The 17,453-nt window shown below is 61.0% G+C and carries 16 protein-coding genes; 9 read left to right on the top strand and 7 right to left on the bottom strand.

Going from position 1 to position 17,453, the window contains the following annotated elements; genetic code table 11:
• The first annotated feature begins 47 nt into the window (after window positions 1–47).
• Window positions 48–1,127: a tRNA epoxyqueuosine(34) reductase QueG gene (queG, locus tag AC1RP7_RS07990; RefSeq protein ID WP_493181574.1), complete on the top strand. Its 1,080-nt coding sequence runs from the start codon at window positions 48–50 to the stop codon at window positions 1,125–1,127.
• On the opposite strand, the gene AC1RP7_RS07985 is transcribed toward queG, so the two are convergent.
• Window positions 1,109–1,720 (bottom strand): trimeric intracellular cation channel family protein, encoded by a 612-nt coding sequence (locus AC1RP7_RS07985; RefSeq protein ID WP_057712247.1) that lies wholly within the window; start codon window positions 1,718–1,720, stop codon window positions 1,109–1,111. The two genes, queG and AC1RP7_RS07985, sit on opposite strands and share 19 nt — an antisense overlap.
• A 185-nt stretch (window positions 1,721–1,905) precedes the next feature.
• Window positions 1,906–2,448: an oligoribonuclease gene (orn, locus tag AC1RP7_RS07980; protein WP_008035288.1), complete on the bottom strand. Its 543-nt coding sequence runs from the start codon at window positions 2,446–2,448 to the stop codon at window positions 1,906–1,908.
• 107 nt (window positions 2,449–2,555) lie between these two features.
• On the opposite strand from orn, the gene rsgA reads away from it, so the two are divergent.
• From rsgA to AC1RP7_RS07960, 4 genes are all read left to right on the top strand, one after another.
• Window positions 2,556–3,587 carry a small ribosomal subunit biogenesis GTPase RsgA gene (gene rsgA / locus AC1RP7_RS07975; protein ID WP_007978809.1) on the top strand — a complete coding sequence of 344 codons (1,032 nt, stop codon included), beginning with the start codon at window positions 2,556–2,558 and terminating at the stop codon, window positions 3,585–3,587.
• A gap of 199 nt (window positions 3,588–3,786) precedes the next feature.
• Window positions 3,787–4,194: a TIR domain-containing protein gene (locus AC1RP7_RS07970; protein ID WP_154861127.1), complete on the top strand. Its 408-nt coding sequence runs from the start codon at window positions 3,787–3,789 to the stop codon at window positions 4,192–4,194.
• Window positions 4,195–4,196: 2 nt separating this feature from the next.
• Window positions 4,197–5,156 (top strand): caspase family protein, encoded by a 960-nt coding sequence (locus tag AC1RP7_RS07965; protein ID WP_057712250.1) that lies wholly within the window; start codon window positions 4,197–4,199, stop codon window positions 5,154–5,156.
• Entirely contained in the window at window positions 5,156–5,647 is a 492-nt protein-coding gene (locus tag AC1RP7_RS07960) for a toll/interleukin-1 receptor domain-containing protein (RefSeq protein ID WP_057712251.1), read from the top strand. The genes AC1RP7_RS07965 and AC1RP7_RS07960 overlap by 1 nt, the downstream gene beginning before the upstream one ends.
• A gap of 51 nt (window positions 5,648–5,698) precedes the next feature.
• Here the strand turns inward: AC1RP7_RS07960 and motB are convergent, their stop codons facing one another.
• Window positions 5,699–6,745, bottom strand: a complete 1,047-nt coding sequence (motB, locus tag AC1RP7_RS07955; RefSeq protein ID WP_150811897.1) for a flagellar motor protein MotB — start codon at window positions 6,743–6,745, stop codon at window positions 5,699–5,701.
• A gap of 3 nt (window positions 6,746–6,748) precedes the next feature.
• A complete protein-coding gene (gene motA, locus AC1RP7_RS07950) occupies window positions 6,749–7,600 on the bottom strand; it encodes a flagellar motor stator protein MotA (RefSeq protein ID WP_015093220.1) in 852 nt (283 codons plus the stop codon).
• A 167-nt stretch (window positions 7,601–7,767) separates the two neighbouring features.
• Between motA and AC1RP7_RS07945 the strand changes: the two genes are divergently transcribed.
• The 3 genes from AC1RP7_RS07945 to asd are packed head-to-tail and all read left to right on the top strand — an operon-like array spanning window position 7,768 to window position 11,042.
• Complete coding sequence (locus tag AC1RP7_RS07945; RefSeq protein ID WP_493181573.1) at window positions 7,768–9,306, top strand: HDOD domain-containing protein; 1,539 nt, start codon at window positions 7,768–7,770, stop codon at window positions 9,304–9,306.
• A gap of 41 nt (window positions 9,307–9,347) precedes the next feature.
• Entirely contained in the window at window positions 9,348–10,163 is an 816-nt protein-coding gene (locus AC1RP7_RS07940; protein ID WP_150811899.1) for a rhodanese-like domain-containing protein, read from the top strand.
• Window positions 10,164–10,181: 18 nt separating this feature from the next.
• Window positions 10,182–11,042, top strand: coding sequence for an archaetidylserine decarboxylase (gene asd / locus AC1RP7_RS07935; protein ID WP_008048034.1), 861 nt, complete (start codon window positions 10,182–10,184; stop codon window positions 11,040–11,042).
• Window positions 11,043–11,170: 128 nt separating this feature from the next.
• Here asd and serB read toward each other — a convergent pair whose 3' ends face one another.
• Entirely contained in the window at window positions 11,171–12,385 is a 1,215-nt protein-coding gene (serB, locus tag AC1RP7_RS07930; RefSeq protein WP_057395688.1) for a phosphoserine phosphatase SerB, read from the bottom strand.
• 135 nt (window positions 12,386–12,520) lie between these two features.
• Between serB and AC1RP7_RS07925 the strand changes: the two genes are divergently transcribed.
• Window positions 12,521–14,038 carry an AhpA/YtjB family protein gene (locus AC1RP7_RS07925; protein WP_349734564.1) on the top strand — a complete coding sequence of 506 codons (1,518 nt, stop codon included), beginning with the start codon at window positions 12,521–12,523 and terminating at the stop codon, window positions 14,036–14,038.
• Window positions 14,039–14,290: 252 nt separating this feature from the next.
• Here the strand turns inward: AC1RP7_RS07925 and AC1RP7_RS07920 are convergent, their stop codons facing one another.
• Both AC1RP7_RS07920 and parC read right to left on the bottom strand, forming a co-directional pair.
• Window positions 14,291–15,004 (bottom strand): PqiC family protein, encoded by a 714-nt coding sequence (locus AC1RP7_RS07920; protein WP_102669292.1) that lies wholly within the window; start codon window positions 15,002–15,004, stop codon window positions 14,291–14,293.
• 175 nt (window positions 15,005–15,179) lie between these two features.
• Window positions 15,180–17,447 (bottom strand): DNA topoisomerase IV subunit A, encoded by a 2,268-nt coding sequence (gene parC / locus AC1RP7_RS07915; RefSeq protein ID WP_057712258.1) that lies wholly within the window; start codon window positions 17,445–17,447, stop codon window positions 15,180–15,182.
• Window positions 17,448–17,453: the final 6 nt, after the last annotated feature.

Below are 17,453 nucleotides of genomic sequence, written 5' to 3'. Positions count from 1 at the left end.
ATGTCTGGCAGAATTATACGCATCTCAGCCCCGGTTTCTCTCGTCTCATGCCCGCTATTACCACAGATCTGCCCGCCCTCGCCCAATCCATCAAGGACTGGGGCCGCGAGCTGGGCTTTCAGCAAGTCGGCATCAGCGGCCTCGACCTGGCCGAGCATGAGCAGCACCTGGAGCGCTGGCTCGAAGCCGGCTACCACGGCGAAATGGATTACATGGGCGCCCACGGCAGCAAACGCTCGCACCCCGAAGAGCTGGTGCCGGGCACTTTGCGCGTGGTGTCCCTGCGCATGGACTACCTGTCCGGCGACACGCAGATGGCAAAAATGCTCGCCCAACCGGAAAAAGCCTACGTCTCGCGTTATGCCCTGGGTCGCGATTACCACAAGCTGATCCGCAAACGCGTGCAACAACTGGCGGAAAAAATTCAGGCGCAGATCGGCCCGTTTGGCTACCGCGCCTTCGTCGACAGTGCCCCGGTGCTGGAAAAAGCCATCGCCGAACAGGCGGGGCTTGGATGGATCGGCAAAAATACCCTGGTCTTGAACCGCAAGGCCGGCAGTTACTTTTTTCTCGCCGAACTGTTCGTCGACCTGCCGCTGCCGGTCGACCCGCCCCATGCCACCGAACACTGCGGGCGCTGCAGTGCCTGCCTCGACATCTGCCCGACCAACGCCTTCGTCGGCCCCTATGTGCTGGATGCCCGACGCTGCATTTCCTACCTGACCATCGAACTCAAAGGCGCGATCCCTGAAGACCTGCGGCCACTGATCGGCAACCGCGTGTTCGGTTGCGATGACTGCCAGATTGTCTGCCCGTGGAACCGCTTCGCCCGCCCTTCCGGTGAAAGCGACTTCAAGCCGCGGCACAATCTGGACAATGCCGGGCTGGCGGAACTGTTCATGTGGGATGAAGAGAAATTCCTGAGCAGCACCGAAGGCTCGCCGCTGCGCCGGACAGGCTATGAAAACTGGTTGCGCAACCTGGCGGTAGGCCTGGGCAATGCGCCTTCAACGATCCCGGTGCTGGAGGCGCTGAAGGCGCGACGGGAACATCCTTCGGAACTGGTACGTGAACATGTCGCGTGGGCGTTGCGGCAACACTCCGAACGTCAGGCTTCGTCGTTATAGACGAACTTGGGCATTTCCCAATGAAAACGGATCGCCAGCAAGCGCAGCAGAAAACCGCCGAACAAGGTGATCAGAATCGATTGTTCGTCGGGTAATTGCAGATAGATGCAGAGCATGTAGCACCACGCCGCGGCGAACGAAACGCTGGCATAAAGCTCACGCCGGAAGATCAGCGGAATATCGTTGCAGAAAATGTCCCGCAGGATGCCGCCGAAGACGCCGGTGATCACGCCGCTAACGGAGGCGACCAACATGCCATGGCCCATTTCCAGGGCGGTGATGCAGCCGATCAGGGTGAACGCCACCAGGCCCATGGCGTCGAGCACCAGGAACAATGAGCGCAAATGCCGCATCCAGCGGGCCGTAAACACTGTGATCATCGCGGCTGCCGTGGTCAGCACCAGATATTCCGGGTGTTTGACCCACGTCAGAGGGTAATGCCCGAGCAGCACATCGCGCACCGACCCGCCACCCAGCGCCGTGACGCAAGCGATCAGCACCACACCAAACCAGTCCATGCCCCGTCGGCCGGCAGAGAGGGCGCCAGTCATGGCTTCGGTGGTGATGGCGATCAGGTAGAGCATCAGCAGCATAGGGGCGATCCTTGCAGAAAGGCGCGCAGTCTACTCAGTTCACCCTGGCACCAAAAGAGGGCGCTGCCCGAACACTAGTGGCGACTGTGCCTACGCCATCGCGAGCAAGCTCGCTCCCACAGAGCCGGCGTTGCACCTGTGGGAGCGAGCTTGCTCGCGATGGGGCCGGAACGGACGACCGTGAATCAGAACTTGATGAAATGCTTGCGGTAGTGCTGCAGCTCAGCGATCGATTCGCGGATGTCGTCCAGAGCCAGGTGCGTGCTGCCCTTCTTGAAGCTGTCACGCACATCCGGTGCCCAGCGCGCAGCCAGCTCTTTGAGGGTCGACACGTCGAGGTTGCGGTAGTGGAAGAAGCTTTCCAGGGATTTCATGTGGGTATAAAGGAAGCGACGGTCCTGGCAGATGCTGTTGCCGCAGATCGGCGACTTGCCCTTCGGCACCCACTTCTCCAGGAAGGCGATGGTTTCGGCTTCGGCTTCGGCCATGCTGATGCGGCTGTCGCGAACCCGCTGGGTCAGCCCGGAACCGCCATGCTGACGGGTATTCCACTCGTCCATGCCGGCAAGGATTTCGTCGCTGTGGTGAATGGCGATCACCGGGCCTTCGGCCAGGGTGTTCAGGTCACTGTCGGTGACGATGGTGGCCATTTCGATGATGACGTCGGTGTCCGGGTTCAGACCGGTCATTTCCAGGTCGATCCAGATCAGGTTCTGTGGGTTTTGCATGTGTCGGCTCCTAGGCAATGCTGCGCAGTTTAGCCTAGGCCGGTGGCCGGGCGTGCTAAACTCGCGGCCGTTTTACCTAATCGCTGCATTCTTGATACGGAACACCCATGGCCAAACGCCAACTCAATCGTCGTCAAAACTGGCGCATCGAAAAGATTCAGGGCGAACGCGCTGCCCGCGCCGCCAAACGCGAGTCCTCGGCCGTCGAGGCACTTGAGGGCGGCGATCTGGGCCCGGAACAGCACGGCCTGGTGATAGCGCACTTCGGTGTGCAGGTCGAGGTCGAGGCCCGCGACGGCGAACTGGCCGGCCAGGTATTCCGTTGCCACCTGCGCGCCAACCTGCCGGCGCTGGTGACCGGCGATCAGGTGGTCTGGCGTGCCGGCAACCAGGGTATCGGCGTGATCGTGGCGCAACTGCCGCGCAACACCGAGCTGTGTCGCCCGGACAGCCGTGGTCAGCTCAAGCCGGTTGCGGCCAACGTCGACATGATCGTCATCGTGTTTGCACCGCTGCCCGAGCCCCATGCCAACCTGATCGACCGCTACCTGGTGGCGGCCGAGCATGCAGGCATCAAGCCACTGTTGCTGCTGAACAAATTCGACCTGATCGACGAAAACAACGCTCCTGCACTGAATGCCTTGCTCGCCGTATACCGCACCCTGGGCTATCCGGTGCTGGAAGTGTCGGCGCACCACGGCAACGGCATGGAACAATTGCAGACACAGCTGGACGGGCGCATCAGCGTATTCGTCGGCCAGTCCGGCGTCGGCAAGTCGTCGCTGGTCAACAGCCTGCTGCCGGATGTCGAAACCCGCGTCGGCCCGTTGTCCGAACTGTCCGGCCAGGGCACCCACACCACCACTACCGCGCGGTTGTTCCACTTCCCCGGTGGCGGTGAGTTGATCGACTCCCCGGGTATCCGCGAATTCGGCCTGGGCCACGTCAGCCGTGCCGACGTCGAAGCCGGCTTCATCGAGTTCAACGACCTGCTTGGCACCTGCCGTTTCCGTGATTGCAAGCATGACCGCGAACCCGGTTGCGCCCTGCTCAAGGCCCTTGAAGACGGCCGCGTGCAGCAACAGCGGATGAACAGCTACCGCTCGATCATCGCCAGTCTGCCGGAAAACGGCTACTAAACAGACGTGTCGACCACCCTGCCTTCAGCGGGGTGGCCGGCGGCTGGATCTTCCCCCCGCTTAAACATCAGACCTTTCTGTAAGACCTGTGCACGCTCGCTTGTAGGGCATTTCTCTTTCCGCACCACCCCCTTGTAGCCGCCCTGTATTCGCCTAAGTTCTAGCCCTCTTCGCACTCCAGCGACTCCGAGGGACACCTATGCAAACCTACCACCTGTTCATCAGCCACTCGTGGAACTACTCCGACGCCCACGACAATCTCGTGCGCCTGCTCAACGCAAAGCCTGGTTTCACGTACAAGAATTTTTCGGTTCCGCCGGACAACCCGATTGTCGGCGCGAAAACCGACAAACAGCTTGAGGAGGCCATCGAAAACAAGATTCGCCCGTGTTCGGCGGTGTTGATCATGGCCGGGATGTACTCCACCTACAGCAAGTGGATCAACAAGGAAATCGAAATCGCCAAGCGCATGGGCAAGGTGATCATTGCGATCAAGCCGTTCGGTGCCGAGCGCATTTCCACGGTGGTACGTGACGCGGCACATGCCGAATGTGCGTGGAACACCAACAGCATCATCAGCGCGATTCGCGAGCATACGGCGGTGTAACCATGCGCAAGGGACTGTTTATCGGCATCAACGACTACACCCATGTGTCGCGCCTGAGCGGTTGCAGCAATGACGCCATGGCCATGGCCTCCGTGCTGAAAACCGACGCCAATGGCGATCCGAACTTCAAGAACATCGTGCTGACTTCCGCCGAGGACTTCCTGAGCAGGGAAAAACTCGAAGACCAGATCCGCGAGCTGTTTTCCGGTGACTGCAACGTCGCGCTGCTGTACTTCGCCGGCCACGGCAGCTTCGACACCGACACCGACGAAGGCATGTTGATCCCGCAGGATTACAAGAGCGCCAAGGACGGGATTCGCCTCAGCGACATCCTCAACTGGGCGAGCAAGGCCACCAAGATCAAAAACAAAGTGATCATTCTCGATTGTTGCCAGAGCGGCTCGGCCGGCGAACTGCGCGCCTTGCGCAGCGAAGGCAGCGTGGTCGGCGAAGGCATGACCATTTTGACCGCCTGTAAAAAGGAAGAGCCGGCGATGGAGGGCATGCAGCACGGCGTGTTCACCGGATTGCTGCTCCAGGCCCTGCACGGCGGAGCCGCGAACATCCTGGGCAAGATCACCCCCGGCAGCCTCTATTCGTTTGTCGACAATGCCCTTGATGCCTGGGAACAGCGTCCGGTGTTCAAGACCAATGTCTCGCAGTTCATTTCCCTGCGCGAAGTGTCACCGCTGATCCCCAAGGAAATCCTGCGCAAACTCCCCGAATGGTTTGCCGAAGCAGAGTCGGTGTACCCCCTCGCCCCCAGCTTTGAGCCCACTGAGCCCGAGTTCAACCCGGAACAGGGCGAGGTCTTCGCCCAGTTGCAAAAGTGCAACCGCCACAGCCTGGTCGAACCGGTGGACGCCGAACACATGTACTACGCCGCCATCCACTCCACCGGCTGCCGCCTCACCGCCCTCGGCGCCTATTACCGCGAACTCGCGATCAAGGGACATTTCTGATGCCAGTGTTTATCAGCTACCGCCACATGGACCGCGCCCACGCGATCAACATCAACACGCGCCTGATGCAGGCCAACATCAAGACCTACCTCGACGTACTGGATGCCGAATCCCAGACCACCGACGACATCACCGGGGTGATCACCCGCAACATCAGCGAATGCACACACCTGCTGGCGGTAGTGTCGGAGAAAACCGCACTGTCCTGGTGGGTGCCGTTCGAAATAGGCGAAGCGACCATCACCAACCGGCGCATCTGCTCGTTCAAGACCGGCCCGACAGAGCTGCCGCTGTACCTCGACAAATGGCCGAAGCTGACCAGCGACCGGGACATCGAGTTCTTCATCGATGCCTATCGCAACGAGTCGATGCTCAAGCGCTCGATGTCACTGGATTCGGTGACCGGTAGCGAGTCGGTGCGCAGAGTTAACAAATCCAATGCGGATCGCTTTCACGCAGACCTCAAGTCCCGAATCATCCGCGGCTTTTAACGTAGGAAACACCCACAAAAAAGCCGACATCGCTGTCGGCTTTTTTGTCGGTCACTGCTTGGGCGGTTCAGCCGGTTTGGCTGGCTCACCCGGCTTCGGTGCCGGATCATCGAACAGATTCAGACGCTCGCGCAGTTCGTGCGCCGGCAGCGGTTCCTTGTCCGCCGGCAACGCGTTCGGGTCGACCGGTGCAGCCGGTGCGGCTCCCGGCGCAGCCGAACCTTGCGGTGCATCGGGAGCAGGTTCAGCACCTTGCGAACCTTCGATGGCACGCTGGGCTTTCTTGGTCAGCACCACGATGTCGATACGGCGGTTGACCGGGTTGAACGGATGCTCGCGATCGAACAGGGCCGACGAGGCATAACCGACCACGCGCGCCACCTGCGCATCCGGATAGCTGCCCGCCACCAGCGCACGCCGTGCGGCGTTGGCACGGTTGGCCGACAGTTCCCAGTTACCGAAATCACCGGTGCCGGTGTATGGCTTGGCATCGGTGTGGCCGCTGATACTGATCTTGTTCGGCACCGCCTTGATGGTGTCGGCCATGGCCAGCAGGATGTCTTCGAAATACGGCTTCAAGCGCGCTGAACCTGAATCGAACATCGGGCGGTTTTCCGCGTCCATGATCTGGATTCGCAGGCCGTCCGGCGTGATTTCGAACAGGATCTGATCCTTGAACTTCTGCATCTGCGGGTTTTCTTCGACCTTGTTCTGCAGTTCTTGCAGCAACAGCTCGAGGCGCTCTTTTTCGACCTGCTCGGCCATGCCTTCGACCTGATCGGTATCGATGGTGACCTTATCCGGCTGCGGCTGGGACTTCACCTCGGGGTTGAGAGTGTTTTCCGGCGCCAGGGTCGGCGTGCCGCCCAGATCGATGATGTAGGGCGTGCCACTTTCGGAAAAGCCGATCGGGTCCTTGAAGTAACCGGCGATGGCAATTTTCTGTTCCGGCGTAGCGGTGGACAACAGCCACAACACCAGGAAGAACGCCATCATCGCCGTGGCGAAGTCGGCGAAGGCGATTTTCCAGGCGCCCCCGTGATGCCCGCCGGCGATGCGCTTGACGCGCTTGATGATTATCGGCTGGTTATTTTCCATGGCTTAACGACCGCGAACCGCTTGTTCCAGCTCGGCGAAGCTTGGACGGTGCGCCGGGTACAGGACCTTGCGCCCGAACTCCACGGCCAGCGATGGCGGCATGCCGGAAGCCGAAGCCACCAGCGAAGCCTTGATGGCTTCATAGACGTTCAGCTCTTCCTTGGCATCATGGGCCAGGGAATGGGCCAGCGGGCCGAAGAAGCCGTAGGCGGCGAGAATACCGAAGAAGGTACCCACCAGTGCCGCACCTACGTGCAGGCCGATGGACTTCTGGTCGCCTTCACCCAGCGAAGCCATGGTCACCACGATACCCAGTACCGCCGCGACGATACCGAAACCGGGCATGGCGTCGGCGATGCCGTTGACCGCGTGGGATGGGTGTTCGAGGTCTTCCTTGAGGCTGAACAGCTCCATGTCGAACAGGCCTTCCAGCTCGTGGGGAGCCATGTTGCCGGAAGACATGATGCGCAGGTAATCGCAGATGAACGCGGTCATGCGCTCGTCCTTGAGTACCGTCGGGTACTTCGCGAAGATCGGACTCGCAGCGGCATCTTCGATGTCGCCTTCGATGGCCATCATGCCTTCGCGGCGGCTCTTGTTGAGGATCTCGTAGATCAGGCCCAGCACTTCAAGATAGAAGGCGTGGTTGAAACGTGAACTGAACATGCTCAGGGACTTCTTGAGCACGTGCATCGTCATGTAGCCGGGGTTGGCCTGCAAGAAGGCGCCGAGGGCAGCACCGCCAATGATCATGACCTCGAAAGGTTGTATCAGGGCGGCAATCTTGCCGTGGGAAAGCACGTATCCGCCGAGCACGCTCGCGAATACGACGATGATGCCGATAATTTTAGCCATAGGTTAGGAGAGCACTTACTGAGTCGGGTTCAAGGTCATATTCGGAAGTTAAAAAATCTCTTCTTCTACTTATCGGCAAAACTGCGCCAGACTATAGCCCGTTCAGGCGAAAAGCTAATTTGACCCCATCCGGGCACAGGTAATGTTGACGATGATCGCCTCCCACCATGGTTAACGAAACGAACGTTCCAACGCCAAAACCAACGACCCTCGAAGGCTGGGTCAAGCTGCTCGATGGCGTACGTCTTCCCGTCCCGCAAGCCAGCCATGACCGTGTCTGCAAGGCCATCCGAGATAATCGCAGCTCGCTGCGCGACATCGCCGACCTCATGCAAGGCAGCCCGGCCCTGGCCTTGAGCGTGATTCGCGAAGCCAACCGGCATACCCATGGCAGCATGACCGAGCCTGCGGAAAACCTTGAAATTGCAATCAACCGCCTCGGTTTGACGCGCACCGAAGAACTGCTCGCGCGGCTACCCGCCGAACCCGAGCTCGAGATTCCCAAAGCCCTGCGTCAGTTGCAGATGATCAGCCAGCACGCCACGCAACAGGCCAACGGTTTTTTTGCCAGTCGCCTGGCGCGCCTGTGGCAGGACATCCACTGGGGCAGCCTGCTGTTTCTTTCGCCCCTGTGGCCGCTGGCACTGACCCATCCGAAACTGCTCGAAGACTGGGAGCTGCGGGTCATCCATAAAGGCGAGTCGGCACGCAAAGTCGAGCAGCAACTGTTTGGCGTACGCCTGCTGGATATCGGCCAGGCGCTGGTGGAGGTCTGGCGCTTGCCGATCTGGGTGCAGCAAGGCTATCGATTGCTGCTCACCGAGCAGCGGGAACTGGTGAAAGTCCTGCGCATCGCCCGTGACAGCGACCATCCACTGCGTCAGCAGAATCGCCTTGACGACGATCCGACCCTGCGCCGCTGGCTCAATCAACCGGCCAATACAGTGCTGCTGGCCAATGGGCTGGCGCTGTCGGCGCAACACGCCTGGGACAGCCCCCACAGCGAGCGCTGGCAGTACCTGACCAGCCTTTACCTGCAAATGCCGATGGACGAACTGCAGCAGCAATTGCACCAGCAAGCCGCCAACAGCGCACGCCAACACGCCATGCCCGACCTCTGGCACCCCGCCGAGTCGCTGATCTGGCCGTGGGGCATGAACCGTGTCCACGCAGGCTTGCTGCCGGCAGCGGCACCTACCGCCGAAGACCTGGCGAAGTGGCGCAAGCAATGCGCCGAGTTGCTGGTCGAGCCAAGCCGTTTCACTAACGCCATGCACTTGACCATCGCCGCCCGGGACGCCCTCGTGGCCTGCGGCATGCGCCGGGTGATGATCCTGATGGCCGATCGCACCCACGCCAACCTGCGCGTGCACCAGACGGCCGGCCTGTCGAAGGAAGCGGCCGGGTTGAATTTCGTGGTCAGCCATAGCAACGTGTTGCAACGCCTGCTCGCGCAGCAGGCCCAGGTGCGCCTGACGCCTGCCAATAACGCGCAATTCTCGGCCCTGTTGCCCAACAGCCTGCGCTCGCAGTTCAGCGGTGAACACTTGCTGCTGCGTTCGCTGATCAACAATGGCCGGGTGATCATGATCGTCGTGGCGGATCAAGGCGGCGGGCCGTTTTCGGAAATTTCCGTACAGGCCTTCGGCAAAACCGCACAGTGCATCGAGAAAGCCCTGCACAGCTTTAGCCACCGTGGCCAATAAGCTGCGTTACAATCCTCCCTTTTGTGCTCTGGAGACCTCACATGTCTGACTTCTCTGGCTTGCCGCTGGTGATCGAGCCGAGCGACTTGCTCCCTCGCCTCGACGCCCGCGAACTGATTCTGGTGGACTTGACCAGTGCCGCCCGCTACACCGAAGGGCACATTCCCGGCGCGCGCTTTGTCGATCCAAAGCGTACGCAGCTCGGCCAGGCCCCCGCCCCGGGGCTGATGCCCCCGCAAGCAGCACTCGAAACGCTGTTTGGTGAGCTGGGGCACAACCCCGATGCGGTCTACGTGGTGTATGACGACGAAGGCGGCGGTTGGGCCGGACGCTTCATCTGGCTGCTGGATGTCATCGGCCACAGCAAGTACCACTATATTGACGGTGGCCTGACAGCCTGGCTGGCAGCAGGCTTGCCCATGTCGATCCAGATCCCGCCGCACGTGGGCGGTCCGGTTGCGTTGACCCTGCACGATGAACCCACCGCCACCCGCGAGTACCTGCAAAGCCGTCTCGGCGCCGCCGACCTGGCAATCTGGGATGCGCGCGGGCCGCTGGAGTACTCCGGCGAGAAAGTCCTGGCAGCCAAGGGCGGACACATTCCCGGCGCGATCAATTTCGAATGGACCGCTGGCATGGATCGGGCACGCCAGCTGCGCATCCGCACCGACATGCCGCAGATCCTCGAACAACTCGGGATCAGCAAAGACAAAGAAGTGATTACCCACTGCCAGACACATCATCGTTCTGGTTTCACCTATCTGGTGGCCAAGGCTCTCGGTTATCCGCGGGTCAAAGGCTACGCCGGCTCCTGGGGCGAATGGGGCAATCATCCCGATACCCCGGTAGAAATTTAAGATTTTTAAGGACCGTTAATGAACAAGCGTCTGTTTCTCCTCGGCCAGTACCTGCTGCCCCACAACTTGCTCTCGCGTCTGGCCGGCTGCATCGCCGAATGCCGCGTGCGCTGGTTCAAGAATGCCTTCACCGCCTGGTTCGCCAAACGTTATCAGGTGGACATGTCCCAGGCGCTGGTCGAAGACCTGACCGCCTATGAGCACTTCAACGCGTTCTTCACCCGCGCACTGAAAGACGGTGCCCGTCCGCTGGACGAAACCCCGGGCGCGATCCTCAGCCCCGCCGACGGCGCGATCAGCCAGCTCGGCCCGATCGAGCACGGCCGCGTGTTTCAGGCCAAGGGCCACAGCTTCAGCGTGCTGGAACTGTTGGGTGGCGATGCGGCAAACGCTGCGCCGTTCATGGGTGGCGACTTCGCGACCATCTACCTGTCGCCGAAGGACTACCACCGCGTGCACATGCCCCTGGCCGGCACCCTGCGCGAGATGGTCTACATCCCGGGCCGTCTGTTCTCGGTCAACCAGACCACTGCTGAAAACGTTCCGGAATTGTTTGCCCGCAACGAGCGCGTGGCGTGCATTTTCGACACCGAGCGCGGCCCGATGGCCGTGGTGCTGGTGGGTGCGATGATTGTGGCCTCGATTGAAACCGTCTGGGCCGGTCTGGTGACACCGCCGAAGCGTGAGCTGAAAACCTTCCGTTACGACGAAGCCGCACGTGCGCCGATCCACCTGGAAAAAGGTGCGGAACTGGGTCGCTTCAAACTGGGTTCGACCGCCGTCGTGCTGTTCGGGCCGGATCAGGTGAAGTGGGCTGAAGAAATGACCGCCGGTACAGCGGTGCAGATGGGTCAGGGCATGGGCTCACCAAAAGCCTGATCAACGCACATACCTGTAGGAGCGAGCCTGCTCGCGATGGGCGTTAACGATGACGCGGGCAATCTGAATGCCCGCGTCGCCTCGCCGCTCATCGCGAGCGAGCTCGCTCCTACAGTTGTTTTGCGGTGTTACAGCTGGCCGTCGCGATCGCGGAAACCCAGCAGGTAGAGCACACCATCCAGCCCCAAGGTGGAAATCGCCTGCTTGGCCGACTGCTTGACCAGCGGCTTGGCCCGGAACGCCACGCCCAACCCGGCAATCGCCAGCATCGGCAAGTCATTCGCACCATCGCCGACCGCAATGGTCTGCTCCAGGCGCAAGCCTTCCTTGTGTGCCAGTTCCTTCAGCAAATCCGCCTTGCGCTGTGCATCGACAATCGGCTCGACCGCCACGCCGGTGACTTTGCCGTCGACCACTTCAAGCTCGTTGGCGAACACGTAGTCGATACCCAGTTTGGCCTGCAATTGCTTGGCGAAGTAGGTGAAGCCGCCCGACAGAATCGCGGTCTTGTAGCCCAGGCGCTTGAGTTCGGCGAACAGGGTTTCGGCGCCTTCGGTCAGGCGCAGCGAGGCACCGATGGAGTCCAGCACATTGACGTCCAGACCTTTGAGCAAGGCCAGGCGCTCCTTGAAGCTGGCGCGGAAATCCAGCTCACCGGCCATTGCCCGCTCGGTGATTTCCGACACTTTGTCGCCGACGCCGGCCGCCTTGGCCAGCTCATCGATCACTTCGGCTTCGATCAGCGTTGAATCCATGTCGAACACCGCCAGGCGACGGTTGCGACGGAACAGCGAATCTTCCTGGAAGGCGATGTCGACGTTCAGTTCCTGGGCGACGCTGAGGAATTCGGCACGCAACGCCTGCGGATCAGCCGCCTCGCCACGCACGGAAAACTCGATGCAGCCCTTGCCCTTGTCGGCCGGGGTGTCCAGCGGCATGCGCCCGGACAGGCGATCGATGTGGTCGATGTTCAGGCCATATTTGGCGGTAATCGAGCTCACGGCCTGCAACTGCCCGGCTGTCACCTTGCGGGTCAACAGGGTCACAATGTGGCGCTTTTTGCCCTGATTGCCGACCCACTGCTGGTAATCCTGTTCGGACACCGGCGTGAAACGCACTTGTTGATCGAGTTCATAGCCCTTGAACAAGATGTCCTTGAGCACGGACTTGCCTTGCTCGGTGTCGGGAATTTCAACCAGGATGCCGAACGACAAGGTGTCGTGGATCACCGCCTGACCGATGTCGAGAATGTTCACACCACCCTGGGCCAGAACGCCGGTAATGGCCGCAGTCAGACCCGGACGGTCGACTCCCGTGATGTTTATCAGGACGATTTCGCGCAAGGCGCACCCCCGCAAGTGGAAAAAAACCGCATTCTACCCACTTTCAGTGACCATCGGGCACCGTGAGCGCTTTGACGGTCTAGGGCCTGTCGCTATACTGCGCGTCAACTTCACGGACAAAAGAGCCGAGCTCAAGTGAACCGGCCCACGCCAGTAAAAACCGACAACTTCTTCCTGCTGATCTTCCGGGCACTGCGCCACCGCCGTGTACCGATTGCATTGCGCATCGCCAGCCATAACGTGATCCTGGTCGCCCTGGCTCTGGTCATCTATGCCGGTGTGATGGGCCTGCAGTTCAAGCAGGCCATGCACGAGCAGGCGGATGCGCTGGGCGAAAGCCTGACCACGCAGACGGCCACCTCGGCCACCGAGCTGTTGGTGTCCAACGACATCCTCAGCCTCAACGTGCTGCTCAACAACCTGACCAAGAACAAGCTGGTGGCCCACGCCGCCATCTACAGCCCGGACAACCGCATCCTTGCCGAATCCGGCCAGCGTCCCAAGCATGGCCTGCTGGGCGAAGCCGAGGGCATGTACCAAAGCAAGATCACCTTCCAGGACGTGACTGCCGGGCAATTGCGCATCAGCCTGGACATGGACCAGTTCCAGCAGCCGATGACCATCAGCCTGCAAAGCATGGGCATTCTGAGTGCAATCCTGCTGGCCCTGTCCCTGGCCCTGAGCCTGCGCATGGGGCGTTATCTCTCCACGCCGCTGCTGCAACTGCGGGTGTGGCTGCGCAATATTGATGAATTCACCCCGGCCACCGACCGCCAGGACGAAATCGGCGACCTGGCGCGCCAGCTGCACGCCAACTTCGCCCCGGAACCGGCCCCTGTGCCAGAACCGGAACCGGAGTTCGACGACATGGATGACGAGGCCGACCCGGCCTTCGAAGTCCGTAACCTGCGCGATCCGAGTTTCGACGAGAGCCGCCCGGTAGCGGCGCTCAAACCAGCGCCACGACAGATCGTCAGCACCGTTGAAGACGACGATGACGAAGACCCGTTCGCCGATCTGCGCGACGAGTCGCTGGACAGCACCCCACAACCGGTGATTCGCAAAGCCACGCCGAGCGTGCCACAGCACAGCGCGGTACTGGCGGTGCAACTGGGCTCCCAGGAGCAACTGCGACGCCTGCCGCGGGCGCGTCTTGAAGAACTGCTCGAGCGCTATCGCGATTGCCTCGACCAGGCAGCTTCCCTGTATCAGGGCGAAGTAGAGACCTTGAACGATGGCAGCACGCTGATGCTGTTCCACACCGAAGACAGCGGCGACGATTACCTGACCAACGCCATTTGCTGTGGCGAGCTGCTGCGGGCCCTGGGCCACCAGTTGCAGATCGAAGTCGCGGACAGTGGCATCACCCTGCAATTGCAGCTGGGGCTGACCCTGGGCGACGAACTGTTCGGCCTGAGCCAGATCGACTTGCTGCTGACCGACCCTGCCCAGGACGCCCTGGCCCTGTCGCAACACAGCCGCAACCTGCTGCTGGTGGAGCGCAAGATCAGTGACGACGCGTTGATCCGCCAACGTGCACGGATCCGCCCGATCGCCAGCCCTGAGGGTGCTTGCTGCGTAGAGCGGTTGATGGAGCCGTATCCGTCGATGCTTGAACGGCAATTGGCGCGGATGCATGAGCGTCGAGCTTAAGCCTTAACCTCGATATGAAGAAGCCCGCAGATGAGTGATCGTCTGCGGGCTTTTTTGTTGCCTGTTCTGACCTCATCGCGAGCAAGCTCGCTCCCACACTTGATCCGGGTTAGCCCAAGGGTGTGCTCACTGAAGATCCCCTGTGGGAGCGAGCTTGCTCGCGAAGAGGCCAGAACAGGCGCTAGATATCTCCAACCTGTAAAAACAACAAAGCCCGCATCAATGCGGGCTTTGTATGGATTCAGTCCAGACTTAGAAGCGGAACACTTCCATATCCGTACGAATAGGCGCGGCCATCGGGATCTTCGGCTGCTTTTCCTGTTCTACCGCAGGTGCTGCCGCCTTGGCTGCCGGCTTGCGTGGGGCTTCGGCGATCGGAGGCTGATTGGCCAAAGGCTTGAGCGCCACCGACAGTTGTTCGGCCAGGCGTTGCAACAACACACCCTGTGCCTGGACCTGAGCCGCCGTGGTACCGGCATGCTGTTCCTGCAAATGGATGATGCGGTTGTCGCGGACCTGCCCGCGACGGTCGATCAGGCGCCATTGCGCGTCGAGGATCGCCGGTTGTTTTTCACCCGAATCCAGGCGCGTGATGGTCAGCAGCACCTGAACGTCCGGGGTGAAGCCCAATGTCGCCGGGGCCAGCACTACGCGCTGACTGTCCAGGCGACCCGCGACCTGGCGCAGCAGCAGCTGATCGATATCCGACGAAAGGCTGCCAGCCCAACGACCGTCGGTCGAGGCTTGCAGGCTGCCATCGGGCTGACGCTGCAACAGGGTTTCGCGTTGCAGGTAGTCGGCCACGGTGACCGGCCCCAACAATACCGCCATGCCCGCGTTCTGTGCGGGCTGAACCGGACTACCAGCGTCCAGCTGATACAACGACACCGGCTGGTGAACGCTGCAACCCGCCAGGCCAAGAACGCCGGCGAGCAAAAGAATAAAAGGAAGGCGCAGAGCAGTCATCGTCCCATCCAGGTGGTCGCTAAAAGGCTGACCACAGTGAAAATACTCAATAAATATGAAGAACGCGCGGCAATGCCGGCGCTTGAAAGGCCATATCATCCGTGAATATGCGTTCCGACTCCAGCGTAAAGCGCCGAACTACGGGTTAATTCGTAGTTCGGCGCTTCTAAGTCGCCTAATTGAGGTTTTCGACGAGCAGCGCATCGACCCTCTGGAAGCCACGCGGCAACTTGTTGCCACGACGACCACGTTCACCCTTGTAGTGTTCAAGATCGTCCGCTTTCAGTGACAAGGTACGTTTCCCGGCCTGCAACACCAGTGTTGCACCGTCCGGCAATACGGCGATGTCCGTCACATACTCTTCGCGACTGGCCACTCGCTCACCGGGAATCCCGATGATCTTGTTGCCTTTGCCTTTACCTAATTGTGGCAGGTCGCTGATTTTGAAGATCAGCAGGCGACCTTCGGTCGTCACCGACGCCAGCCAGTTCTGTTCACGATCGGCCACAGGGCGCGGCAGCATGACCTTGGCGTTGTTCGGCAGGCTCAACAGGGCCTTGCCCGCCTTGTTCTTGGCCTGCAGGTCTTCACCCTTGACCACGAAGCCGTAGCCGGCGTCGGAGGCGATCACGTACAGCGCATCGTCTTCCGGCATCAGCACGCACTCGAAACTCGCCCCTGGCGGCGGCGTCAGGCGACCGGTCAGCGGCTCGCCCTGGCCACGGGCCGACGGCAAGGTGTGGGCGGCCACCGAATAACTGCGGCCCGTGGAGTCGATAAACACGGCAAACTGGTTGGAGCGCCCGGCTGCCAGTGCCTTGAAGCCGTCCCCGGCCTTGTAGGAAAGCCCGGTGGCGTCGATTTCGTGGCCTTTGGCGGAGCGAATCCAGCCTTTTTCCGACAGCACGACCGTCACTTTCTCGTTCGGCAGCAGGTCGTGCTCGGTCAGGGCCTTGGCTTCGGCGCGCTCGACAATAGGCGACCGGCGGTCATCACCGTAGGTTTCAGCGTCCTTGATCAGTTCGCTGCGCACCAGTTTTTTCAACTTGGCTTCGCTGCTCAGCAGGGCTTGCAGCTTGGCTTGTTCCTTGAGCAGTTCATCCTGCTCGGCACGCAGCTTCATCTCTTCCAGTCGCGCCAACTGACGCAGACGGGTGTCGAGGATGTAGTCGGCCTGGATTTCGCTGAGGGCGAAGCGCTCGATCAGCGCGGCTTTCGGCTGCTCCTCGGTACGGATGATGTGGATCACTTCATCCAGGTTGAGGTAGGCAATCAGCAAACCGTCCAACAGATGCAGGCGACGCTCGACCTTGTCGAGGCGGAATTGCAGGCGACGACGCACGGTCTGCACCCGGAACTCCAGCCATTCGACCAGCAGCGCCCGCAGGTTTTTCAGCTGCGGCTTGCCGTCCAGGCCGATGATGTTGATGTTGACCCGGTAGCTCGACTCCAGCTCGGTGCTGGCGAACAGGTGCTGCATCAGCGCATCGTGGTCGAAGTTTTTCCGTGCGCCCGGAATGATCACGATCCGGCACGGGTTTTCGTGGTCGGATTCGTCACGCAGGTCGGCAATTTGCGGCGCCTTTGACGGCTTGGCCTGCATCATCGCGGCGATCTGCTCCAGCACCTTGGCGCCCGAGACCTGATGCGGCAGCGCGGTGACGATGATGTCGCCGTCTTCGATGTGATACACGGCGCGCATGCGCACAGAACCGCGACCGGTTTCGTAGATTTTCAGCAGGTCGGCGCGCGGGGTGATGATTTCCGCTTCGGTCGGGTAGTCCGGGCCCTGGATGTGTTCACAGAGCTGTTCGACCGTGGCCTTGGGCTCATCGAGCAAACGCACGCACGCCGTGGCGACTTCCCGCAGGTTATGCGGCGGCACGTCGGTGGCCATGCCCACAGCGATACCGGTGGTGCCGTTGAGCAGGATGTTCGGCAGGCGGGCCGGCAACACCAGCGGCTCGTCCAGCGTACCGTCGAAGTTCGGGCCCCAATCCGCCGTGCCCTGGCCCAGTTCGCTGAGCAGCACTTCGGAATAACGCGACAGCCGCGCTTCGGTGTAACGCATGGCGGCGAAGGACTTGGGATCATCCGGCGCACCCCAGTTGCCCTGGCCGTCGACCAGCGTATAGCGATAGCTGAACGGCTGGGCCATCAGCACCATGGCTTCGTAGCAGGCCGAGTCGCCGTGGGGGTGGAATTTACCGAGCACGTCACCGACGGTACGCGCCGACTTCTTGTGCTTGGAATCAGCGTCCAGCCCCAGCTCGCTCATGGCGTAGACGATACGCCGCTGTACCGGTTTCAGGCCGTCGCCGATATGCGGCAGGGCACGGTCCATGATCACGTACATGGAGTAGTTGAGGTAGGCATTTTCGGTGAAGTCAGCCAGTGACCGGCGTTCTACACCGTCCAGGCTGAGATCAAGGGAGTCGCTCATGCGGGC

Source organism: Pseudomonas sp. GW822-FHT01E03 (genome assembly GCF_058802985.1).
Note: the sequence above shows the minus strand (reverse complement) of the source record. Positions and strands in the feature narration are given on the sequence as shown.